Source organism: Rhizobium sp. RAF56, from assembly GCF_052113965.1.
Classification (GTDB): Bacteria; Pseudomonadota; Alphaproteobacteria; order Rhizobiales; family Rhizobiaceae; genus Rhizobium.
Map to the genome: position 1 here is coordinate 74,877 of NZ_JBFRDU010000001.1, position 21,685 is coordinate 96,561.

General features: G+C 62.4%; 19 protein-coding genes and 1 pseudogene. 9 read left to right on the forward strand and 11 right to left on the reverse strand.

Annotated features, from left to right (window positions below; genetic code table 11):
- Window positions 1-21 precede the first annotated feature (21 nt).
- Genes folP through folK form a run of 3 tightly spaced genes read left to right on the forward strand, consistent with a single transcriptional unit; the run spans window position 22 to window position 1,773 of the window.
- Window positions 22-894 carry a dihydropteroate synthase gene (folP, locus tag AB4048_RS00315; RefSeq protein WP_442199907.1) on the forward strand — a complete coding sequence of 291 codons (873 nt, stop codon included), beginning with the start codon at window positions 22-24 and terminating at the stop codon, window positions 892-894.
- Window positions 894-1,262 (forward strand): dihydroneopterin aldolase, encoded by a 369-nt coding sequence (gene folB / locus AB4048_RS00320; protein WP_442199908.1) that lies wholly within the window; start codon window positions 894-896, stop codon window positions 1,260-1,262. Before folP ends, folB begins: the two co-directional genes overlap by 1 nt.
- The gene (gene folK, locus AB4048_RS00325; protein ID WP_442200206.1) at window positions 1,255-1,773 is read left to right on the forward strand and encodes a 2-amino-4-hydroxy-6-hydroxymethyldihydropteridine diphosphokinase; all 519 of its coding nucleotides are present in this window, start codon (window positions 1,255-1,257) and stop codon (window positions 1,771-1,773) included. Before folB ends, folK begins: the two co-directional genes overlap by 8 nt.
- Before the next feature lie 82 nt (window positions 1,774-1,855).
- Here folK and AB4048_RS00330 read toward each other — a convergent pair whose 3' ends face one another.
- The 4 genes from AB4048_RS00330 to AB4048_RS00345 all read right to left on the reverse strand — a co-directional run bounded on the left by AB4048_RS00330 (window position 1,856) and on the right by AB4048_RS00345 (window position 5,639).
- The gene (locus AB4048_RS00330; RefSeq protein ID WP_442199909.1) at window positions 1,856-2,404 is read right to left on the reverse strand and encodes a hypothetical protein; all 549 of its coding nucleotides are present in this window, start codon (window positions 2,402-2,404) and stop codon (window positions 1,856-1,858) included.
- A gap of 112 nt (window positions 2,405-2,516) precedes the next feature.
- On the reverse strand, window positions 2,517-3,572 hold the full coding sequence (locus AB4048_RS00335; protein WP_442199910.1) for a YcjF family protein: 1,056 nt from the start codon (window positions 3,570-3,572) through the stop codon (window positions 2,517-2,519).
- A complete protein-coding gene (locus tag AB4048_RS00340; protein WP_442199911.1) occupies window positions 3,569-5,044 on the reverse strand; it encodes a YcjX family protein in 1,476 nt (491 codons plus the stop codon). Before AB4048_RS00340 ends, AB4048_RS00335 begins: the two co-directional genes overlap by 4 nt.
- An 85-nt stretch (window positions 5,045-5,129) precedes the next feature.
- Complete coding sequence (locus AB4048_RS00345) at window positions 5,130-5,639, reverse strand: SixA phosphatase family protein (protein ID WP_442199912.1); 510 nt, start codon at window positions 5,637-5,639, stop codon at window positions 5,130-5,132.
- A gap of 282 nt (window positions 5,640-5,921) precedes the next feature.
- Between AB4048_RS00345 and dksA the strand changes: the two genes are divergently transcribed.
- Window positions 5,922-6,341 (forward strand): RNA polymerase-binding protein DksA, encoded by a 420-nt coding sequence (gene dksA, locus AB4048_RS00350; protein WP_442199913.1) that lies wholly within the window; start codon window positions 5,922-5,924, stop codon window positions 6,339-6,341.
- Window positions 6,342-6,436: 95 nt separating this feature from the next.
- Here dksA and AB4048_RS00355 read toward each other — a convergent pair whose 3' ends face one another.
- Window positions 6,437-7,486, reverse strand: coding sequence for a flagellar biosynthetic protein FliO (locus AB4048_RS00355; protein WP_442199914.1), 1,050 nt, complete (start codon window positions 7,484-7,486; stop codon window positions 6,437-6,439).
- Between the two features lie 312 nt (window positions 7,487-7,798).
- Here AB4048_RS00355 and cckA point away from each other — a divergent pair, with 312 nt between their 5' ends.
- The gene (cckA, locus tag AB4048_RS00360) at window positions 7,799-10,399 is read left to right on the forward strand and encodes a cell cycle histidine kinase CckA (protein ID WP_442199915.1); all 2,601 of its coding nucleotides are present in this window, start codon (window positions 7,799-7,801) and stop codon (window positions 10,397-10,399) included.
- 4 nt (window positions 10,400-10,403) lie between these two features.
- Here cckA and AB4048_RS00365 read toward each other — a convergent pair whose 3' ends face one another.
- From AB4048_RS00365 to AB4048_RS00375, 3 genes are read right to left on the reverse strand one after another with little or no spacing between them, the layout of a single operon-like run.
- Window positions 10,404-11,294 carry a DMT family transporter gene (locus AB4048_RS00365; RefSeq protein WP_442199916.1) on the reverse strand — a complete coding sequence of 297 codons (891 nt, stop codon included), beginning with the start codon at window positions 11,292-11,294 and terminating at the stop codon, window positions 10,404-10,406.
- A 22-nt stretch (window positions 11,295-11,316) separates the two neighbouring features.
- Window positions 11,317-12,246 carry a pseudouridine-5'-phosphate glycosidase gene (locus AB4048_RS00370; RefSeq protein ID WP_442199917.1) on the reverse strand — a complete coding sequence of 310 codons (930 nt, stop codon included), beginning with the start codon at window positions 12,244-12,246 and terminating at the stop codon, window positions 11,317-11,319.
- Between the two features lie 46 nt (window positions 12,247-12,292).
- Window positions 12,293-13,237, reverse strand: coding sequence for a carbohydrate kinase family protein (locus tag AB4048_RS00375; RefSeq protein WP_442199918.1), 945 nt, complete (start codon window positions 13,235-13,237; stop codon window positions 12,293-12,295).
- A 252-nt stretch (window positions 13,238-13,489) separates the two neighbouring features.
- Here AB4048_RS00375 and recA point away from each other — a divergent pair, with 252 nt between their 5' ends.
- From recA to AB4048_RS00390, 3 genes and pseudogenes are all read left to right on the forward strand, one after another.
- Entirely contained in the window at window positions 13,490-14,578 is a 1,089-nt protein-coding gene (gene recA / locus AB4048_RS00380) for a recombinase RecA (RefSeq protein ID WP_442199919.1), read from the forward strand.
- 162 nt (window positions 14,579-14,740) lie between these two features.
- Complete coding sequence (gene alaS, locus AB4048_RS00385; RefSeq protein ID WP_442199920.1) at window positions 14,741-17,401, forward strand: alanine--tRNA ligase; 2,661 nt, start codon at window positions 14,741-14,743, stop codon at window positions 17,399-17,401.
- 139 nt (window positions 17,402-17,540) lie between these two features.
- Window positions 17,541-18,402, forward strand: a pseudogene (locus AB4048_RS00390) (AraC family transcriptional regulator).
- A 32-nt stretch (window positions 18,403-18,434) separates the two neighbouring features.
- Here AB4048_RS00390 and AB4048_RS00395 read toward each other — a convergent pair.
- From AB4048_RS00395 to AB4048_RS00405, 3 genes are all read right to left on the reverse strand, one after another.
- The gene (locus tag AB4048_RS00395; RefSeq protein ID WP_442199921.1) at window positions 18,435-19,061 is read right to left on the reverse strand and encodes a glutathione S-transferase family protein; all 627 of its coding nucleotides are present in this window, start codon (window positions 19,059-19,061) and stop codon (window positions 18,435-18,437) included.
- 65 nt (window positions 19,062-19,126) lie between these two features.
- Window positions 19,127-19,573, reverse strand: a complete 447-nt coding sequence (locus tag AB4048_RS00400; RefSeq protein WP_442199922.1) for a GNAT family N-acetyltransferase — start codon at window positions 19,571-19,573, stop codon at window positions 19,127-19,129.
- 70 nt (window positions 19,574-19,643) lie between these two features.
- Window positions 19,644-20,858 carry an NADP-dependent isocitrate dehydrogenase gene (locus tag AB4048_RS00405; protein ID WP_442199923.1) on the reverse strand — a complete coding sequence of 405 codons (1,215 nt, stop codon included), beginning with the start codon at window positions 20,856-20,858 and terminating at the stop codon, window positions 19,644-19,646.
- Here AB4048_RS00405 and AB4048_RS00410 point away from each other — a divergent pair.
- A complete protein-coding gene (locus AB4048_RS00410; protein ID WP_442199924.1) occupies window positions 20,845-21,660 on the forward strand; it encodes a hypothetical protein in 816 nt (271 codons plus the stop codon). The two genes, AB4048_RS00405 and AB4048_RS00410, sit on opposite strands and share 14 nt — an antisense overlap.
- Window positions 21,661-21,685 lie beyond the last annotated feature (25 nt).

A 21,685-nucleotide genomic window follows, 5' to 3' on the forward strand; every position in this document is an offset into this window, starting at 1 on the left:
TTCCAACGGGATAGGTGCTTTTTGACGGAGCTTCGCGAGACTGTCTGGCACGTGGCGCATGGGCGCAGCCTGCCGCTCGGCGCGACAAGCGTGGTCATGGCGATCGTCAACGTCACGCCGGATTCCTTTTCCGACGGCGGCCAATACGAGGCGACGGACGCGGCCGTGGCGCATGCGCTGGATTGCGCGGCAGCCGGCGCCGGCATCCTCGATATCGGCGGCGAGTCGACGCGGCCGGGCGCCGAGCCGGTAAGTGCAACCGAAGAGCAAGGCCGCATTCTTCCTGTTGTCGAAGCGCTGCGCGGCAAGACCGATGCCCTGATCTCGATCGATACCTACAGGGCCGACACCGCGCGTCTCGCTATCGGCGCCGGCGCGCATATCATCAACGATGTCTTTGGCTTACAGCGCGATCCTGACATGGCAACGCTCGCCGCCCAGACCGGGGCAGGGCTCTGTATCATGCATACCGGCAGAGGTCGGGAGAAGCTGCCTGACATCATCGACGACCAGCTGCTGTTTCTCGAACGCTCTCTCGAAATCGCGGCGGCCGCCGGCATCGCCAGGCATCAGATCATACTCGATCCAGGCTTCGGCTTTGCCAAGGATTCGCAGGAGGATCTGGAACTGATGACGCGGTTCGATGTCCTGCGCCGTTTCGACTTGCCGTTCCTGGTCGGCACCTCGCGCAAGCGTTTCATCGGTGTCATCACGGGGCGCGATACGCAGGATCGGGACGTCGGCACCGCGGCCACCAGCGTCGCGCTGAGATTGCAGGGTGCTGCGATTTTCCGGGTGCACAATGTCGCAATCAATAGGGACGCGCTGGCGGTTGCCGATGCTATTCTCGAGACCCGGGCGCGATTGGCATCCAGATCAGGCGGAACGAAATAATGAATGACACTTATACCATCACGCTGCAGAACTGCGCGTTCTTTGCCCGGCACGGCGTGCATGACGAGGAGGAGTTTCTCGGGCAGCGTTTCTTTGTCGATGCCGAGCTGGACGTCGGCGCCGGACAGGCTCTGGAAAGCGATTCCATCGACGCTACAGTCAATTACGGCGTAGCCTTCACCGTGATCGAGGAGATTGTCACCGGCAAACGCCGCTATCTCATCGAGGCGCTGGCACTTGATATTGCCAAGGGCCTATGCAGCCGCTTTCCGCAGATCCAGCGGGCGAAGATCAACATCCGTAAGCCGAACGCGCCTGTTCCAGGCGTCCTCGACTATGTGCAGGTGAGCGTTGAACACTTTGCCTGAGGCGGGATTCACCCGCGCAAGCCTCGGTCTCGGGGGCAATATCGGCGAGCCGGTGCGCGCCATGGCGACGGCGCTTAAGGCGTTGAACGAACGCGACGACTGCCGCGTGGTCGCAGTCTCGCGGCTCTATCGCACACCGCCGTGGGGCAAGACCGACCAGTCCTTCTTCTATAATGCTTGCGCCATTTTGGACACGCGGCTCGATCCGGAAGCACTGCTTACGCTCTGTCTCGAGATCGAGCGCGAAATGAAGCGGGTTCGCAACGAGCGCTGGGGGCCGCGCACGATCGATATCGACATTCTGACTTACGGCGAGGTCGAGAAAAGCCTTCCGTCGCTGGAGCTTCCGCATCCGCGCATGACCGAGCGCGGCTTCGTCCTGATGCCGCTCGCCGATATCGCAGCCGATCTCAGCGTCGGTGGCCGCACCGTTGCCGAGTGGTTGAAGGATGCCGATGTCGCTGGGATAGAGGTCGCCGACGAGAGCGGCGACTGGTGGCGCGCCGCGTGAGCCTCAATCTCTGAAAGCTGAAAAGTCAAACGGCCGGGAAATGCTTTCCTGGCCGTTTGACACGTACTCTGCTGCGGCAGTGCTACTGGATCGAGCCCACCGCTACTTCGTCGACCTGCCGCTTCAGCGTGAGGCCGATGACCGGAACCATCTGATCCTCGACCTTGACCGAGACCGTGATGTTCATCGCCTTGTCGTTTTGCACGCGGGCGATCATGGCGCCGTTCAGCTTTTGACGGTTTAGGCCCATGACGACGGTGTTGTCATTGACTGTACCGGAGATCACGTCGAGGCCCTTGCCGGCCGCGCCATCAAGAAACTTGCCCTTGTACGTGCCGCCGTTCTGGGAAATGACGGCCGACATCGGCTGCTGGAAGACGCCGACGCGGCATGTGCCGTCGAGCTTGATACCCGGCTCGCCCCCGTCTGTCGGCGAACCGGTCAGATTGCAGGTGAACTTCGTGCCCTTGTACTTGCCGGCGACGATCTCGCCGGGGCCTTGCCAGACGCCGGCAACCTGTTGAAAGAACGCCTTGTCGCGGGAAGCGGCATTGGCCAACTCTGTTCCGCCGGCGAGAGCCAGGGCGGCGGCGGCTGTACCGCAAACGATAAAAAACTGACGCGAAAACATGGGCTTTCCTTGGCAAAGAGAACCGGAAACTGGGTGTCAGTTTTGCCGTAGAATGGTTAACGCTTGGTTTCCGTGGGGCAAAAACCCTTTAAATGAAATGGCTTTCTGGACCTCATCGCGCGGTCGGGCGCGGCGTGAGATCGCCGATAAAGTCGCTTATGCCTGGCCGTTTCAGGGCGCTGAATGGCAGCGGACGGCAAAGATCCATGGCGGCGATACCGATGCGGGCGGTCATAAGCCCGTTGACTACGCCTTCGCCGAGCCGCGCCGACAATTTTGAGGCAAGACCGTGACCAACGATCTGTTGCACAAGGCTGTCGCCGACGGCGATCGAACCGGTGACGGCCAGATGCGCCAGCACGTCCCGCATCAGTCTTAGCATGCCGAGCGTGCCGGGCCGACCGCCATAGAGATCGGCCATGGCGCGCACCAGGCGTGCCGATTCGAAGAGGACATAGAGAAGATCGACCAGCGCGCGCGGGCTGACCGCCGTCACCACAGAAACGCGTTTGGAGGCGTTTAAAATGAGGCTGCGAGCCTGCCGATCCAGCGGGCCTAACAACTCGCGCTCGGCAAGGGCGATGAGATGCGGGGCGTCGATGACGTCGCCTTCCGTCGCCATGAGCGTTGCACGACCCTTGGCGGTCTCGGGCTTGGCGGCGAGGAGGGATGAAAGGTGATCGACAAGGCGTCGCGCCCGCGCCGGCCGTGTTTCTTGAGCGGCGGCTTCCGCCTCGGCCTTGATCGCATGAACTGCGGCAAGCCGCATCATCCCCGCGGTTTCGCGAATGACGATGCCCAGCACCGCAGCCACGCCGATCGCCAGGACGGCGAGCGCGGCATAGCCAAGCCAGTCGGAGCGCGTGAAGAGATCACGGATGAGGGCATCGACCCACAGCCCGACGGCAAGGGAAAGGAGCGTGCCAAAAGCGACAGCCGCAACCTTGGCGAACGAGAAACGTTTTCGCACGGGCTCCGGCGGCGTATTGACGGTGGCCAGAACCGGATTGAGAAACGGATCTTCCTCGTCAGGCGTCAGGATCACGTCGGCATCGAAGGCTTGCGGCTTGCGGGCTCTCTCAGTTTGGCGAGCCTGCGAGCGCGACGGTTCAGGGTCCAGGGGAAAGGCCGCGGGGCGCCGGATCGGTGGATCGTTTGACTTGGTCATGCGAGGCGGTCTCCGAAGAGGAACTGCATGGCGCGGTCAAGGCGAATGTGGGGCACCGACAGAACAATGCCGCCGGCCGTTTGGTCCAGTTCAGGCGGACGGAAGCGCACCACGTTGACGGCAGGCAGTTGCGGATCGATTGCGTTGGCTTCCAGCGCCTCGAACAGGTGTTGCGGATTTTCCGGCAGGTCGCCCGGAAAGATCGCCGTCTTGCGCTCGCCGTCGAAGACTTCGCCGTCGATTTTTTCTCCTGCCATCGGCGTGCCAACGATGACCGGCAGCAACTGACCGTCGCGCGTCACCGTTGCCTCGCGCGTTGCGCGCACGGACGCCAGCGCCATCACCTCGATCCCGGCACCGGCCATGCCGATGCGCTCGATCGCCCTGTCGACAAGCCGACGCGTCAGCGCCTGCAGGCGGTCATGGCTTTCGTGATGCAGGTGATCCGCTTTCGTCGCGGCCACAAGCACGCGGTCGATGCGACGGCCGAGCAGGGATGAGAGGAACGAGTTCGTGCCGGGGCGGAAGCAGGCCAGCACATCGGTCAGCGCCCGTTCCAGGTCTTGCACCGCCTCCGGGCCGCGATTGATCGCCTGCAACGCATCGACGAGCACGATCTGACGGTCGAGACGCGCGAAGTGCTCACGGAAGAACGGTTTGACGACCACGGATTTGTAGGATTCATAGCGGCGTTCCATCATCGCCCACAGCGATCCTCGCGGCGCGTTTCCCTCGGGGGGGAGCGCGAGCGGCGCGAAGGTCAGCGCCGGCGAGCCCTCGAGGTCTCCAGGCAATAGAAACCGGCCGGGCGGCAGCGTCGAAAGCGACCGCTCGTCGGACTTGCAGGCCTGCAGGTATGTGGAAAACGCAACGGCGAGATCGCGTGCCCGCATCTCGTCGGCGGCTGCCGAGGGGTCGGCATTGGCCGTCGCGGCAAGCCAGTCGCGCGACAATTCCGCACGGATGCCGTTCTCGGCCAACGCCATCGTCTCTGTGCTGAACGTGCGGTAGTCCTTGGCAAGCAGCGGTAGGTCCAGCAACCATTCGCCGGGATAGTCGACGATGTCGATCGACAGGCGCCCCGGCGAAAACAGACGGTTCCAGCCGCTGGCGCTCTGATAGTCGAGCGTTATCCTCAATTCGGAAATGGCGCGCGTGGAATCTGGCCACTGACGCTCGTTGACGAGCGCCCTCACGTGGTCCTCGTATTGGAAGCGCGGCACCGCGTCGTCCGGCTGCGGCTCGAGGCGGACACTTGAAACGCGGCCGGATTGGGTTGCCTCGAAAAGCGGCAGGCGGCCCTCGTGCAGCAGATTGTGCACCAGCGAAGAAATGAACACGGTCTTGCCGGAGCGGGAGAGCCCTGTGACACCGAGGCGGATGGTGGGATTGACAAGGTTCGCAGCTCGGTCTGCGAGATTGTCGAGCGCGATCAGCGCGTCGTCCGTAAACGTGGTGAGACTGGGCGGCACGGCAGGATCCCGAAATGACATCGTCACGGCAATATAGGCAGCCGCATGCCGCGCGAAAAGGCGCAAGGCGGCGACTGAATGGCGGTCAGCCGGTCAGGAAGTCGCTGAGGACCCAGCCCGAGGGCGTCGAAAGGCTTGCGACGCGTGCGTCGATCACGGCGAGGCCGCCGGTCGGGTATCCAAGGGGCAGGGCGCCTTCGAGCGCCTCCTGGCCGATCAAACCTTCGAGCGTCTGCTCGATGGTCGGATTGTGCCCGACCAGCATGACCGAGCTTTCCGCCACCTGCGAGGCAATCATGTCCAGATAGGCAGAGGGGCCGGCGTTATAGAGCGCATCGAGATAGCGAACCTCAATCGACCCGCCGAGCGCGCGGCAAACGACCTCGACGGTCTCGCGGCACCGTCGCGCCGGCGAGGCAAGAATGAGGTTCGGCTTATAGGCCTGGTCGGCTGCCTGTTCGGCGACGGCGCCGGCTTCGATCAGCCCGTGTCTGCTGAGCGGACGCTCGATATCTCCCTGGCCCCTTGCGGCAGGCGCGGCTTCGGCATGGCGCAGGAGATAGATCCGGAATGGGGGCGGTATGATGCTTTTCATGGATCTGGATCCTACGGGCTTATTGATACGCTGACGTATCGTCCGACGGGCTCACCCGTCAACAGGCGAGGTTTCTAGTGCCGTGAGGGCGTTTATGACGTTCACGTAATGGTTACGTTGCGTGGATTTTTTCGAAACTGCGAATATATGTTGAATAAATAGTCAGTTAGCCGAATTTTATGACAGATTTAAAAAACTGTTGACTCGCTTCATTTGGCTTGAATCGGCACTACCGGTTGGGATATACAGCCGCCATATGAGATGTTCTTCAGGAGAATCGCGTTGAGTGAGAAGATCGATCTTAGCAGCTACGTGCCCTCGGAGGACGAGGAGTTCATGAACATGCACCAGAAGGCCTATTTCCGAGCGAAACTGGTGGCATGGAGAAATGATATCCTGAGAGAGGCACGCGAAACATTGGGGCACCTCGCAGAGGAAAGCGCCAACCACCCCGATCTAGCAGACCGGGCATCCTCGGAGACCGACCGCGCCATCGAGCTCAGAGCTCGTGATCGTCAGCGCAAGCTGATCTCGAAGATCGACGCAGCCCTTCAGCGCATCGATGATGGCACCTACGGCTACTGCGAGGAAACCGGCGAGCCGATCGGCCTGAAGCGTCTGGATGCCCGGCCGATCGCAACGCTGTCGATCGAGGCGCAAGAGCGTCACGAGCGTCGCGAGAAGGTCTATCGGGACGAATAGGCCCATCGGCTTTTGGGGTCTGCATAAGCTCAAGGCACGGCAATTCTTTTTGCCGTGCCTTTTTCTATTGCCAAGTTCGCCACCAAGCGGCGGCATCACTTGTCGCGATTGACGCTCATTTCGCCGAAGATGCGAGCGACTTCGCTCTGAAGCGCGTTGTCGCTTGCAGCAGGCGGGTCCAGTTCCGGCTCGCGACGCTCGCCGGCCGCTGGCGGTTGCTGCACTTGACGCTGCGCGCCGGGCTGAGGCGCATTCGGGATGATCCGCTCGGCCCTCAAATTGTTGGACATCTCCTCTTCCAAGATGCTCTGGAAATCTCCACCCAATTCGCGCTGATGCGTTTGTGCCGACTGGTTGGCGCTGGATGCGTCAACCGAAGCAGCGGTGAGCGGAGGTGATACGGGCCGCACGGCGGCGTCTGCCACACTGACCGGGGTTCCGCTCGCGACAGTCGGAATGCTTTGTGCAGGGGGCGTAGCGACCTGAGGTTCGACACGCTGCGGCGCTGGTCGCTCGGCTGCCGGCTCGCGCCGTGCGCCCATGGCGACCTCCAGCGTCGGGGTTGGCCTTGCTTGGGCAACGCGCTCGGCGGCGACAGGCGGAACGGTGCGTGCGGGAGGCTCGACAGCCGCGACCTGGTGACGCTGCGCGGCGACTGCCGCCGGAAGCGGCGCATAGACCTCCTCCATCGGCTCTAGGGGGGCGGGTTGCGGTGTTGCGGGACGCCGCGGCTCTGGCTGCGCTTCCACGATGACCGGGGCTGGACGCGTTTCTCCGCTTGAGGGGCGCTCCGCCGCCACTGGAGTTGAGGTTGCGACCTCGAAGGAAGCGGCCGGCACTGCGGTTTCCTTCGAGCCATCGGAGATGCGTGATTCGATGACGATATCGGTCGGGCCGCCGATCATGATAAGGTGTTCGACATCGTCGCGGCGCACGAGAACGAGGCGACGCCTTGCGTCGACCGCTGCCGCGTCCAGAACCTGCAGCCGCGGCTGGCGATTCTTGCCGCCGCGCACAAAAGGAGACGGCCCCCGGCGCCTGCGCATCAGCCAGAGTAACGCGACAAGGCACAGTAGGGCGACGCCCACGCCGCCGGCGGCAAGGAGAAAACGGCTGCCATAAGCCCCGGCGATCTCGTCAAACATTTCTCACTACTCCCATTCTGCCGCGGACCGCCGTCCAGCGTGACACTGCGTTCGCCCCTGGGCGCCGCGCGGCGATCATAGAGACAGTTACGCCTGCGAAACAAGATGCGGCTGCCGCTTGTGCAGTGCTCTTACCAGGCGGCAGCCGCCATATGGCTGCAAGGTGGCGCGGTTGCCTGTGAATTCAAGCCTTTCTGCAGGGCCGGCGCTTTTTGCTTTAGCCGCAACTTGGTAAAGAAGATTCGAGCGCCCGAATCCGAACTTCGTCAAGTTCATTGACAAAGATGTGGAACTGGCGACCACGAGGGATTTATGACGAAGCAACGTCCGTCTGACGAGTATCGCGTAGCGCTGGTTGACAGCGGGGTCCGTTCGGGCACGGTGCTGCGCATCGTCCTGCTCGCCTTTGTCCTCGTGGCGGCCGCGGCCGCCTTTGTCGTCTTCAAGAGTTCGCTCGACAACGAGGCTGTGCTCGGGGTGCTCGGCATCCTCGCCATGGTCGGAATTTTCTTCCTGGTTTCCTCTGTGATCGGTTTCGTCGAGGTCATGCCGCAGACGCAGTCCGACGATTTGGCGCGCGCTTTCCTCGACAGCCAGCCCGACGGGACGCTGATCACCGAGGGCAAGGGCCGCATCATCTATGCGAACGCCGCCTACGGCGAGCTGACCGGTGCGGCGAAGGCGAGGGATGTGCAGTCTCTCGAAACGCTGTTGTCGCGAAACAGCGAGTCCAACGAAGCCCTCTTTCGGCTGTCGAACGGTCTTCGCGAAGGGCGGGAAGGCAGCGAGGAGTTTCGTCTCCTTCGCCCGCTCGGTGCGAGCGCCGGGGGCGCCGGGGCGCATTGGTATCGATTGAAGGCGCGCCTGCTGCCGGCGAGCCGCAATCGCGGCAAGGCTCTGGAGATTTGGCAGCTTACCGACATCACGTCCGAGCGCGACGACCAGGAGCGCTTCTTCAAGGAACTTCAGAACGCGATCGACTATCTCGATCACGCGCCGGCTGGCTTCTTCTCGGCGGGTCGCAAGGGCGAGATATTCTATCTAAACGCCACCCTCGCCGAATGGCTTGCGCTTGACCTCACCAAGTTCGTTCCGGGATCGATGACGATCGGCGACCTGGTCGCCGGCGAAGGGCTGGCGCTGATCGAATCCGTGCAAGCGGAACCCGGACTGAAGAAGACGGTGACGCTTGATCTCGATCTCAGGCGTGCCAACGGCCAGAGCCTCCCCGCTCGCATCATCCACAGCGTCACGTCGGCCCGCGACGGCGCGCCGGGTGAAAGCCGTACCATCGTGCTCGGCCGTCAACAGGGTGACGAGGGAGAAAAGGCGTCGGCTGCGGCAATGCGCTTCACGCGCTTTTTCAACAATACGCCCATGGCGATCGCCTCCGTCGACGGCGAAGGCAAAATTCTCCGTACCAACGCGCCCTTCCTCAGGTTGTTCTCAAGCGTCGTGTCGCGCGACGACATCGAACGCGGCGCGCTATTGGAAACGATCGTCAACGAGAGCGAGAGGCCGCAGCTCGCGCAGGCGCTTGCCTCGGCACGGGATCGCCAAGGCGACATTCCTCCAATCGACACCCGCAACCCGACGGACGAGACCCGGCATTTCCGTTTCTACGTCAACGCCGTGATCGACCAGAGCGACGAGGCGCCGGAAGAGGCAGCCATCGTCTACGCCGTCGAGGTGACCGAGCAGAAGGCGCTCGAGGCGCAGATGGCGCAGACGCTGAAGATGAACGCAGTGGGGACGCTTGCAGGCGGTATCGCGCACGACTTCAACAACGTGCTGACCGCGATCCTGCTTTCGTCGGACCACCTGCTGCTGCAGGCGCGGCCCGCGGACGCAAGCTTTGCCGACCTTATGGAGATCAAACGCAACGCCAATCGTGCCGCCGTGCTCGTTCGCCAACTCCTGGCGTTCTCGCGCAAGCAGACCATGCGGCCTGCGGTGCTGAACCTTACCGACGTGATCGGCGACCTGCGCATGCTCGTCGACAGGCTGCTGTCCGGTACGCATGTCAAGCTCGACGTCGACTACGGGCGTGACCTATGGCCGGTCAAGACCGATCTGTCCCAGTTCGAACAGGTGATCATCAACCTTTGCGTCAACGCGCGAGATGCAATGCCGCACGGCGGCAAGCTGATGCTGCGAACCCGCAATCTGTCGGCCGCCGAGGTTTCAGGCTTCAACTACGCCTACCTGCCGCACGAGGATATGGTGCTGATCGAGGTGAGCGACACGGGAACCGGCATCGCTCCTGAAATCATGGACAAGATCTTCGAACCCTTCTTCACCACCAAGGAAGTCGGCAAGGGCACGGGTCTAGGTCTTGCCATGGTCTACGGCATCATCAAGCAGACGGGTGGCTATATCACGCCGGAATCCGAGGTCGGGAAGGGCACGACCTTTCGCATCTTCCTGCCCCGCCATATCGTCGCGCCCGATGCAGCGCCGGTCGAAGGCCGGATGATGGCCGCCTCCGGTGAGAGCCTTGCCGCTCTACCGCCGGCCGAGCCTACCGATCTGACCGGCCAGTCCGCGGTCGTCCTGCTGGTAGAGGACGAGGAGGCGGTCCGCCGCGGCGGCAAGCGCATGCTTGAGACGCGCGGATACACCGTCTACGAGGCGGGGTCTGGCGTGGAAGCACTCGATATTCTCGAAGAGCTGGACGGTCAGGTGGACGTCGTCGTCTCCGACGTCGTCATGCCGGAAATGGACGGGCCCACGCTGCTGCGCGAACTGCGCAAGAAATACCCCGACCTGAAATTCATATTCGTGTCGGGTTATGCGGAGGACGCCTTTGCGCGCAACCTGCCGGCAGACGCCAAATTTGGCTTCCTGCCGAAGCCATTCTCGCTGAAGCAGCTGGCCGTTGCCGTGCGCGAAACCCTGGACAGCCCGGACTAAGCAGCTAGCCGCGCCGGGCGATCAGGATGCCGACGAGAACGATGGCGCCGCCGATCGCTTGCAGGCTGCCGACGGCTTCGCCGAGCAGTCCCCAGGCGAGAAGTGCTGCGACTACCGGCTGGATCAGAAGTGTCAACGAGGAAAAGGCGGCCGGCAGATAGGCGAGCGCGTAGGTGATCGCCACTTGTCCGCCGGCATGGCTGACGAAAGCCAGCCCGAAGAGAATTGCCCAGCCATAGAGGCTTGGCGGCAGCAGCGTACCTTCCAGGAAAAAGGCCAGTGGAAAGATCAACGCCGCTGCCGAAGCCGTGCTCCAGATCATGATGCGCACGGTATCGAAGCGGCTGCGCAGGCGGCCGATCGCCAAAATATAGCCGGCGTAGAAGATTGCGGCGATCACCGCGACGCCATCGCCTGCCAGCTGGCCGTCGCCGAGCGCTGCCGGTCCGCCCTTAAGCGTCACGATGCCGGCAAGGGCCGTTGCCAACCCCAACGTAAAGATCCGGCTCACCGCCGACCGGAAGAGCATCCAGCCGATCAGCGTCACGAAGACCGGCGCCAGGTTGGCAAGCAGCGTCGCGTTGGCGACCGACGTCATGTGCAGAGAGAGATGCCAGGCGCAGAGATCGGCGGCAAGCATGAGGCCAGGAAGCAGGAGAAACGCATAATCGGAAAGCGTTTCGGGCTTGGCGCCCTCCGACCGTCCCTTCATCGCCGAGAAGGCAAACAGCGGGATCAGCGCCAGCGCCACGCGCCAGAAGGCCGTCGCCATCGGGCCAACCTCAGACAGCCGCACGAAGATAGGCGAGCCGCCGATGGCGACCCCACCGATCAGGAGGGCTGCGAGAGCAACGCGGTTGTCGGCCGCGGGTGCTGCGGATGAAAGCTCAGACACGTCGTGATTCCGTATGGGGGTTTTACGAGGAGGCGAGGGCGACCGCGATCTTGGCGGCGAGGCGCGCATTGCTCTCGACCAATGCGATATTGGTCTTGAGGCTGCGGCCTTCCGTGAGTTCGAAGATCGTGCTCAGCAGATAAGGCGTTACCGCCTTTCCGGCGATCTCCTCGCGTTTTGCGCTGTCGAGCGCGCGGGCAATGTAAGTTTCCATTTCCTCGCGAGGGATTTCGTCGGCTTCCGGCACGGGGTTGGCGACGAGCATGCCGCCGTCGATGCCGAGTTCCTCGCGCGTCGCTTGGAAATTGGCGATCGCCGCCGGGGTGTTCAGCGAAAGCGGACTCGGAAGGCCGGAGGAGCGGGACCAGAAGGCCGGGAACTCGGTGCTGCCGAAGGTGACGACCGGAACGCCGCGCGTTTCCAGCACTTCCAGCGTCTTCGGAATGTCGAGGATCGCTTTCGCTCCGGCGCAGACGACGATCACGCCGGTGCGGGCAAGTTCCTCCAGATCGGCGGAAATATCGAAGCTCTGTTCGGCGCCGCGGTGGACGCCGCCGATACCGCCGGTCGCAAAAACGCGCACGCCGGCATGCGCGGCGGCGATCATCGTTGCGGCGACCGTGGTGGCGCCGGTGCGGCGCTCGGCCACGGCAAAGGCTAGGTCGGCACGCGATACCTTCATCGCATCGGTGGTCTTTGCGAGAGCCTCCAGCTCCTCCGGCTCCAGGCCGATGTGCAGCTTGCCGTGGATGACGGCGATGGTCGCGGGCACGGCACCTTCCTGGCGGATGATCGCCTCAACGCTGCGTGCCATCTCTATGTTGCCCGGATAGGGCATGCCATGGGTGATGATGGTCGATTCCAGCGCCACGATCGCCGCGCCGCTGAGCTTGGCGGCGGCGACTTCCTTGGAATAGGAGATCGGCAGAAGCGGCGTGATGGGCTTGCTCATGGGACTATCCACTTATCTTGACGGTGTCTGCGGGGAATTGCCGCCTTCATGACAGCATTTTTGCCTCGCCCACAAGACCTAGCGTCGATATCATAAGGTCGGCAGAGAGATTTTCGGCAACCGCAAACGGGGATTGCACGGTGATCGCTGCCGCCGCAACGCCGTGGCGAAGTGCCTCGGGCAGGTCCAATCCCGCAAGCAGTGCGGAGAGGACGCCTGCGGCGAGCGAGTCTCCCGCACCGGTGACGTCGCCGAGTTGCTCTACCCTCGGCGGCTCGATGGTTGCCGTGGTATCGCCGGAAAACGCCACGATTTCCCTGTGTCCCCGCGTGATGACGCCGCCTTTCAGCCCGAGAGCACGCAGCGAGCTCACCCACTGGCGCGGGTCGTCGGCAACGCCGCCGGTAAGCGCTGACGCTTCCGCCTGATTGAGGAAGAGGTAGTCGATGCCGGCAAGACACGGCCGCAGCCTCACGACCTTTGCCGGCGATATGGCGATCGCCGCAAGCGGCTTGCCGCAGCCGGCGGCGCGTTCGGCGATTGCGCCAAGTGTTTCCTCCGGCAGGTTCGCGTCGCAGACGATGAGGTCTGCCGCATCGAATGCGTCGCGCACCGAGCGCACCGCGAGCCGGCGGGGGACGAAGAACCCGTAAAGTTCCATGTCCGCGAGCGCGATGACCAGATTGCCGTCGTTCTCGATGATGGCGGTGTAGCTCGGCGTTTTGCGGTCGAGGAAAATAAACGGCCTGTCGTCGACGCCGGCCTGGCGAGCCGCTTCCGCCACCATTTCTCCGGTCGCGTCGCCGCCGCGCGGCGAAATCAGGCGGACGTCGAAGCCGAGGCGGGCAAGGTTTCGTGCCGCGTTGAAGCCGCCGCCGCCTGCCTCCTCGAACCAGGCGCCGGGATTGCTTGCGCCTGCCACCGTGTCGCCGAAGATACGGCCGCGACGATCGATATGTGCGCCGCCAAGGACGAGAACAGACTTATTCATACCGGTTGTCTTAAGCCCTTCCCGCCACGAATCGTGCGCGCCGGACGCGCGCTTTTCAGCCCTGCCGCAGGTTCGCGCGACGTAGCGTAAGTCCTTGCGCCAAAAGAGGAAAACAAAAGTCGAACGGAAATCATTTTACCTTTTTCTTTCAACTGTTTGGCGAGGGCTTGTGCGCATAGAACAAATCAGGTACAAACTTCGCATCGGCGGCTACATTGCCTAGGCGGCTTCAATAACCTAAAGGTGGATCGAATGTCTCAAAATAGTTTGCGGCTCGTAGAGGACAAATCGGTGGACAAAAGCAAGGCGCTTGAAGCGGCACTCTCCCAGATAGAGCGGTCGTTCGGCAAGGGCTCGATCATGAAGCTGGGGTCGAATGAAAATGTAGTTGAGATCGAGACGGTTTCCACTGGCTCTCTCAGCTTGGACATTGCCCTTGGCATTGGCGGCTTGCCCAAGGGGCGCATTGTCGAAATCTACGGGCCGGAAAGCTCGGGCAAGACGACGCTGGCGCTGCAGACTATCGCTGAAGCGCAGAAGAAGGGTGGCATTTGCGCCTTCGTCGATGCCGAACATGCGCTTGATCCGGTCTATGCCCGCAAGCTCGGTGTTGATCTGCAAAACCTTCTGATCTCGCAGCCGGACACCGGCGAGCAGGCGCTGGAAATCACCGACACGCTGGTGCGTTCCGGCGCGATCGATGTTCTCGTGGTCGACTCGGTGGCGGCGCTGACCCCGCGCGCCGAAATCGAAGGGGAAATGGGCGACAGTCTGCCGGGTCTTCAGGCTCGTCTGATGAGCCAGGCGCTGCGCAAGCTGACCGCTTCGATTTCCAAGTCGAACACCATGGTGATCTTCATCAACCAGATCCGCATGAAGATCGGTGTCATGTTCGGGTCGCCGGAAACGACGACCGGCGGCAATGCTTTGAAATTCTATGCCTCGGTTCGCCTCGACATCCGCCGAATCGGCGCCGTCAAGGAGCGCGACGAGGTGATCGGTAACCAGACCCGCGTCAAGGTGGTGAAGAACAAGATGGCGCCGCCCTTCAAGCAGGTGGAATTCGACATCATGTATGGCGAGGGCGTCTCCAAGACCGGCGAGCTCATCGACCTCGGTGTCAAGGCAGGCATCGTGGAGAAGTCCGGCGCATGGTTCTCCTATAACAGCCAGCGCCTCGGCCAGGGCCGCGAAAACGCGAAGATGTTCCTGCGCGACAATCCGGATCTCGCGCGCGAGATCGAAACGTCTCTGCGTCAGAATGCCGGACTGATCGCGGACCGCTTCCTTCAGAACGGCGGTCCCGACAGCGGCGATGACGAAGCCGCCGCGGATATGTGATCGCTGGTCGACTGAGCCAGCAGAATAAGCGGTTTGAAGCCGGTCGCACGTCGAGAGAGTGCGGCCGGTTTTGCTTGTTCGGCTGGACAGGGGGCGGGGCGAGCGATAAAAGCCGGTAAATTTGAGAGATGAACTGCCTTCGGCAGCAATGAAGGGCATAAAATGAGTGGTGTGAACGAAATCCGGTCGACCTTCCTCGACTACTTCAAGACGAACGGCCACGAAATCGTTCCGTCGAGCCCGTTGGTACCGCGCAACGACCCGACGCTGATGTTCACCAATGCCGGCATGGTTCAGTTCAAGAACGTCTTTACCGGTCTCGAGCAGCGCCCCTACAAGACCGCATCGACCGCGCAGAAGTGCGTCCGCGCCGGCGGCAAGCACAACGACCTCGACAATGTCGGCTATACCGCGCGCCACCACACCTTCTTCGAGATGCTCGGCAACTTCTCCTTTGGCGATTACTTCAAGGATCGCGCCATAGAGCTTGCCTGGAACCTGATCACCAAGGAATTCGGCATCGACGCCAGGCGTCTGCTGGTGACGGTCTACCACACGGACGACGAGGCCTTTAACCTCTGGAAGAAGATCGCGGGCCTTTCGGATGACCGGATCATCCGCATTCCGACCAGCGACAATTTCTGGGCGATGGGCGATACCGGCCCCTGCGGTCCGTGCTCGGAAATCTTCTACGACCACGGCGATCACATCTTTGGCGGCCCTCCGGGCTCGCCGGAAGAGGACGGCGATCGTTTCATCGAAATCTGGAACCTCGTCTTCATGCAATACGAGCAGGTGACGAAGGAGCAGCGCATCGACCTGCCGCGTCCGTCGATCGATACCGGCATGGGCCTGGAGCGCGTCGCAGCTGTCCTTCAGGGCAAGCACGACAACTACGACATCGACCTGTTCCGCGCGCTGATTTCTGCTTCGGTCGAGGCGACGGGCGTCCCGGCCGAAGGCGAGCGCCGAGCCAGCCACCGCGTCATTGCCGACCATCTGCGGTCGTCGGCCTTCCTGATCGCAGACGGCGTGCTGCCGTCGAACGAAGGCCGCGGCTATGTGCTTCGCCGCATCATGCGCCGCGCCATGCGCCACGCACAACTGCTTGGCGCCCGTGATCCGTTGATGTGGCGCCTGCTGCCAACGCTGGTCCAGGAGATGGGCCGCGCCTATCCGGAACTGGCTCGCGCCGAGGCGCTGATTTCCGAGACGCTGAAGCTTGAGGAAACCCGCTTCCGCAAGACGCTCGAACGCGGCCTCTCGCTCCTGTCGGATGCGACCGCTACCCTCGGCAAGGGCGACATGCTCGACGGCGAGACCGCCTTCAAGCTTTACGACACCTATGGCTTCCCGCTCGACCTGACGCAGGATGCGCTCCGTGCCCGCGGCGTCGGCGTCGAACTCGGCGGCTTCACGGATGCGATGGAACGCCAGAAGGCCGAGGCGCGCTCGCATTGGGCGGGTTCCGGCGAGAAGGCGACGGAGACGATCTGGTTCGAGCTCAAGGAAAAGCTCGGCGCCACCGAGTTCCTGGGCTATGACACCGAGACGGCGGAAGGCGTCGTCCTGGCGATCGTCAAGGATGGCGCAGTCGTCGAGGCTGCCTCCGCCGGTGAAACGGTGCAGATCGTCGTCAACCAGACACCGTTCTACGGCGAGTCCGGCGGCCAGATGGGCGACACCGGGATCATCGCCAGCGATCATGCCAAGCTCGAGGTGGCCGACACGCAGAAGAGGGGCGAAGGTCTCTTCGTTCATGTAGCGTCCGTCGTCGAAGGCACGATCAAGACCGGCGAGCCGGTGGCGCTGACGGTCGATCACGCTCGCCGCGGCCGCCTGCGCGCCAACCATTCCGCCACCCACCTGCTGCACGAGGCGCTTCGCGAAGTGCTCGGCACGCATGTGGCCCAGAAGGGCTCTTTGGTGGCGCCGGAGCGCCTGCGTTTCGACGTCTCTCACCCGAAACCGATGACGGCTGACGAACTCAAGGTCGTCGAGGAAATGGCCAACGAGATCGTGCTGCAGAACGCGCCGGTCACGACTCGCCTGATGAGCGTCGATGATGCGATCGCCGAAGGCGCGATGGCGCTGTTCGGCGAGAAATACGGCGACGAGGTCCGGGTGGTGTCGATGGGCACCGGTCTGCGCGGCGCCAAGGCTGACAAGCCCTACTCGGTCGAGCTTTGCGGTGGCACGCATGTTGCTGCCACCGGCCAGATCGGCGTGGTGCGCGTTCTCGGCGAAAGCGCCGTCGGTGCCGGCGTTCGCCGCATCGAAGCGGTCACAGGGATAGCGGCGCGCGATTACCTTGCCGAGCAGGACGACCGCGTAAAGGCGCTTGCAGCAGCGTTGAAGGTTCAGCCGGGCGAGGTGCTTGGCCGCGTCGAGGCGCTCATGGACGAACGCCGCAAGCTGGAGCGCGAGCTGGCGGATGCCAAGCGCAAGCTCGCCATGGGTGGCGGGCAGGGCGGTTCGGCTGATGCCGTTCGCGAAGTCGCGGGCGTCAAGTTCCTCGGCAAGGCTATTTCGGGCGTGGATCCGAAAGATCTGAAGGGCCTGGCCGACGACGGCAAGGCGAGCCTCGGTTCCGGTGTCGTCGCGCTGATCGGCGTATCCGAGGACGGCAAGGCGAGTGCCGTGGTCGCCGTCACACCGGACCTCGTCGGCCGCTTCAGCGCCGTCGATCTCGTGCGCGTCGCCTCGGCGGCTCTCGGGGGCAAGGGCGGCGGCGGCCGTCCGGACATGGCCCAGGCCGGTGGGCCGGATGGCTCCAAGGCTGACGAAGCCATCGAGGCCGTGGCGCTCGCGCTCGCGGGCTGATCGTAGGCCGATTGGATTTTCGAGGGGCGGCGGAGGCGATTGCTTTCGCCGCCTTTTTTGTTTCGAAACGCCAAGTCAGCAAGATTTGTCAAACCGCACTATGCTCTTCTGAACCCGATCGATTTGCATGAGGTTCGGCATGAACGGCGAAACGGCATGGGCTCTTTATGAAACCCGCCTCAGGCGGGTCACGGCCTACATCCACGAGCATCTCGATGAAGAGCTCGACATGGACAGACTTGCCGAGATCGCCTGCCTGTCGAGCTATCACTGGCACAGGATCTATCGAGCGATATACGGCGAGACACTGGCGGCAACGGTCAAGCGACTGAGGCTCCATCGCGCTGCCGGCGATATCGTTCGCACGAGCCTACCCATCGGTGAGATTGCAGGGCGATCGGGCTATCCCAACCTTCAGTCGTTCAACCGCATTTTCAAGACGGTGTACGGCATGCCGCCAGCTCGGTACCGCAAGGAGGGCAGCCACAGCATCTTCCAACCTCTCAGCCACGGAAGGCCACGGCCATGTTCGATGTCAAGCTTTGCACCATACCTTCTCTCGACCTCATCGGTGTTTTTCACCAAGGCTCCTACATGGATATCGGGCGCGCCTTCGAGGCTTTGTTCGGAACGCTGTTTGCGCGCGGGCTCGGCAGAGCGGACATGCGCATGATCGGGGTCTACCTCGATGATCCCGACATTGTCGCGACGGAAAGCTACGCTCTTTCGCCTGCGTGGAGGCGGGAACGGAAGTCCCGGCGCAAGCGCCGTTGGAGCGGCGCTCCGTCGACGGCGGCGACTATGCCGTGCTGCGCCACAAGGGCCCCTATGCGGACATGCACAAGGCCTACCGCTGGCTCTATGCAGAATGGCTGCCGAACTCCGGGCGGCAACTTAGGGACACTGTCATGTTCGAGGATTACCTCAACAATCCGCGTGAGGTGCCCCCCACCGAGCTCTTGACCGACATCTACATGCCGCTTCAGCCACCCTCACCATAAGCTTCATAGACGGGTTATAACTACCTGTTTTATCAAGCTTGCGGCTGTGCCGGAATCGCTGCGTTGTCGATCTCCGTCGCGCGCTGGTAGGCTTCGCGACTGCTGAGGCGGTTCCAGTAGTCTAGGAAGGCCTGCCGCTTCTCGATCGAGCCGAAGCGCAGGCCCCAGCCGACCTGGGAACCGACATAGACGTCGGCGGCTGTAAAACGCTCGCCGGCGATATAGGGCGATTGTGAAACCGCATATTCAAGCGTGTCCATGACATTGCCAAACCCGCCGCAGCCCATCATGCGCAGGCGATCCGCGGGTGGCTCGAACCCCAGCGATTTGATTGTGACCGCCATCTCGAGCGGGCCGGCGGCAAAGTACATCCAGCGGTAATAGAGCCCGCGCTCGGCGTCGGTTGGCGCAAGTCCCTTTTCGGGAAAGGTTTCGGCCATGTAGGCGCAGATGGCCGCGCACTCCGTGACGACCGTCTCGCCGTGCTGGATGGCCGGCACCTTGCCCATCGGATTGACAGCGAGATAGGCAGGCGACTTCATCGTCGTGCCGAAGTCGAGATATTCGGTCCGGTAGGGTACGCCGCTTTCTTCGAGCATCCAGCGGGCGATGCGCCCGCGCGACATCGGGTTGGTGTAGAAGACGATTTCGTCAGCCATGCCTCGCTCCTATGGTTTGCGTCGAAGATAGCAGAACGAAGTGCGTGGAACAGCGTTCCCTCCGTTCACAATGCCTTGCGGTATTGAATGAAGCCGGACTTTTCCGCGATCTTGTCGTAGAGGCGGCGTGCCGTCGCGTTGCTTTCGTGCGTCATCCAGTAGAGCCGACCGGCATCGTGTGCCCGAGCGAGATCCGCGACCGCGTCGATCAGTGCCGCGCCGGTTCCAAGGCCGCGCTGATCCCCTCCGACATAGAGATCTTGCAGATAGCAGGTCCATTGCGGCAGCCAGGTGGAACGGTGGAAGATCGCGTGGACAATGCCGACCAGTCGGCCCTCGGCGTCGAAAGCACCGAACGCATGCATCGGTTCTATCGGTTCGTGGAAGCGCCCCCAGGTCAGGTCGGTCGTTTCAGTGGGAATGACCACCTCGTAGAAGCGCTGATAGGCTTGCCACAGCGGCTCCCATGCCGCGCGATCGGAGGGGGACAAGGGGCGGATCGTGTTCGTCATGCTCTCTCTCCTGCGCAAACAAAAAACGGCGGGGAAGACCCCGCCGTTCACATGCTAACCGATGATCCGGTTAGGCCGCCATGGCCTTCTGCAGGTTTTCATCGATCTTGTCGAGGAAAGCGGTGGTGGAGAGCCAGGGCTGATCAGGCCCGATCAGCAGCGCCAGGTCCTTGGTCATGTAGCCGGATTCCACGGTGTCGACGCAAACCTTTTCAAGCGTGGAGGCGAAGTTTGCGAGCTCCGCGTTATCGTCGAGCTTGGCGCGATGCGCGAGACCCCGGGTCCAGGCGAAGATCGAGGCGATCGAATTCGTCGAGGTTTCCTGGCCCTTCTGATGCTGACGGTAGTGGCGGGTCACCGTGCCGTGCGCGGCTTCGGCTTCGACCGTCTTGCCGTCCGGCGTCAGGAGAACCGAGGTCATGAGCCCGAGCGAACCGAAGCCCTGGGCAACCGTGTCCGACTGAACGTCGCCGTCATAGTTCTTGCAGGCCCAGACATAGCCGCCGGACCACTTCAGCGCCGAGGCCACCATGTCGTCGATCAGGCGATGCTCGTAAGTGATGCCGGCTTCCTTGAACTGATCCTTGAATTCAGCCTCGTAGACTTCTTCGAAGATGTCCTTGAAGCGGCCGTCATAGGCCTTGAGGATGGTGTTCTTGGTCGACAGGTAGACAGGCCACTTGCGCATCAGGCCGTACATCATCGAAGCGCGGGCGAATTCGCGGATCGAGTCGTCGAGGTTGTACATGGCCATGGCGACGCCGGCACCCGGCGCGTCGAAGACTTCGCGCTCGATGACCTGGCCGTCTTCGCCGACGAACTTGATCGTCAGCTTGCCCTTGCCCGGGAACTTGAAATCCGTTGCGCGGTACTGGTCGCCGAAGGCGTGGCGGCCGACGACGATCGGCTGCGTCCAGCCCGGAACGAGGCGCGGAACGTTCTTGCAGATGATCGGCTCTCGGAAGATGACGCCGCCCAAGATATTGCGGATCGTGCCGTTCGGCGACTTCCACATCTGCTTGAGGCTGAATTCCTTCACGCGGGCTTCGTCCGGCGTGATCGTCGCGCACTTGATGCCGACGCCGTACTTCTTGATGGCGTTTGCAGCGTCGATCGTCACCTGGTCGTTGGTGGCATCGCGGTTTTCGACCGACAGATCGAAATAATCGATATCGATGTCGAGGTAGGGGAAGATCAGCTTGTCTTTAATGAGCTGCCAGATGATGCGAGTCATTTCGTCGCCGTCGAGATCGGCAACGGGGTTAGCGACCTTGATCTTCTTCATGTATCTGCCTCGTGTGCTTTGGGACCGGATGGTCTTGGACGTGGGGTATAAAATTCCCGAGCGCTATAGCACCGGCAGCCGGGAACGCAAAGCCGGAAGCGGTGGCGCAGAAGCGTTTTTGTTGGCCGTGGTCTGCGCTGGCCGCATGCAAGATTTTGAAACAAGCGCCATTGCCAAAGCGATGGATGCGGCTAATGTCGCGCATGTTTTTCGGACTGCCTACGGAACCCTCATGCCCAGACTAGCTGCCGCCGCTTTCTTCATTTCTCTATCCTCCCTCGGCTTGTCGCCGTCCGGCGCGTACGCCACCGTCGATGCCGCGGCGCCGGTCAAGGCCGTGATGGATGCGACTGTCGCAAACTGGTCGGGCGGCGACAGCGATTGGCAGGACATATTCGAGGCAAGCAAGCTCGCTGAACTCTACAGCAAGGATTTCGTCGAGAAGTACCAGGCTGCCGCGAAGTTCCCGGCGATCGACGACGATGGTATTTCGCCGTTTGATTTCGACGTCATCGTCGGCGGTCAGGACGCATGCCCGCTCGAAGACGTCACGATTACGCCGCAGGCGCCTGCTGGGCCGATCACCGAGGTGGTGGCCCGCTTCAAGAAGTCGACCTGCATGGGTACGGCCGCTGAATTCCAGTCCTATACCTCAGTGCGCTTCGAGGTGACGCAATCTGACGGCAAGCCCGTCATCGATGATATCCTGACCGTGGACGACGACGGCAAGACCAATTCTCTGAAGGACATGATGGAAAGCATCGTCAAGGAGCAGCAGGCGCAGCCGCAACAACCGCAATGAGCGGCAAGGACAGGCGCTGACGCAG

What these genes read in the sequence shown, in the direction of transcription:
- AB4048_RS00375 (WP_442199918.1), bottom strand. Translation starts at nt 13,237, where the DNA reads ATGAATAAGTCTGTTCTCGTCCTTGGCGGCGCACATATCGATCGTCGC.
- recA (WP_442199919.1), top strand. Translation starts at nt 13,490, where the DNA reads ATGTCTCAAAATAGTTTGCGGCTCGTAGAGGACAAATCGGTGGACAAA.
- cckA (WP_442199915.1), top strand. Translation starts at nt 7,799, where the DNA reads ATGACGAAGCAACGTCCGTCTGACGAGTATCGCGTAGCGCTGGTTGAC.
- AB4048_RS00405 (WP_442199923.1), bottom strand. Translation starts at nt 20,858, where the DNA reads ATGAAGAAGATCAAGGTCGCTAACCCCGTTGCCGATCTCGACGGCGAC.
- AB4048_RS00395 (WP_442199921.1), bottom strand. Translation starts at nt 19,061, where the DNA reads ATGGCTGACGAAATCGTCTTCTACACCAACCCGATGTCGCGCGGGCGC.
- AB4048_RS00370 (WP_442199917.1), bottom strand. Translation starts at nt 12,246, where the DNA reads ATGAGCAAGCCCATCACGCCGCTTCTGCCGATCTCCTATTCCAAGGAA.
- AB4048_RS00345 (WP_442199912.1), bottom strand. Translation starts at nt 5,639, where the DNA reads ATGAAAAGCATCATACCGCCCCCATTCCGGATCTATCTCCTGCGCCAT.
- AB4048_RS00355 (WP_442199914.1), bottom strand. Translation starts at nt 7,486, where the DNA reads ATGTTTGACGAGATCGCCGGGGCTTATGGCAGCCGTTTTCTCCTTGCC.
- folB (WP_442199908.1), top strand. Translation starts at nt 894, where the DNA reads ATGAATGACACTTATACCATCACGCTGCAGAACTGCGCGTTCTTTGCC.
- alaS (WP_442199920.1), top strand. Translation starts at nt 14,741, where the DNA reads ATGAGTGGTGTGAACGAAATCCGGTCGACCTTCCTCGACTACTTCAAG.
- AB4048_RS00330 (WP_442199909.1), bottom strand. Translation starts at nt 2,404, where the DNA reads ATGTTTTCGCGTCAGTTTTTTATCGTTTGCGGTACAGCCGCCGCCGCC.
- AB4048_RS00400 (WP_442199922.1), bottom strand. Translation starts at nt 19,573, where the DNA reads ATGACGAACACGATCCGCCCCTTGTCCCCCTCCGATCGCGCGGCATGG.
- AB4048_RS00335 (WP_442199910.1), bottom strand. Translation starts at nt 3,572, where the DNA reads ATGACCAAGTCAAACGATCCACCGATCCGGCGCCCCGCGGCCTTTCCC.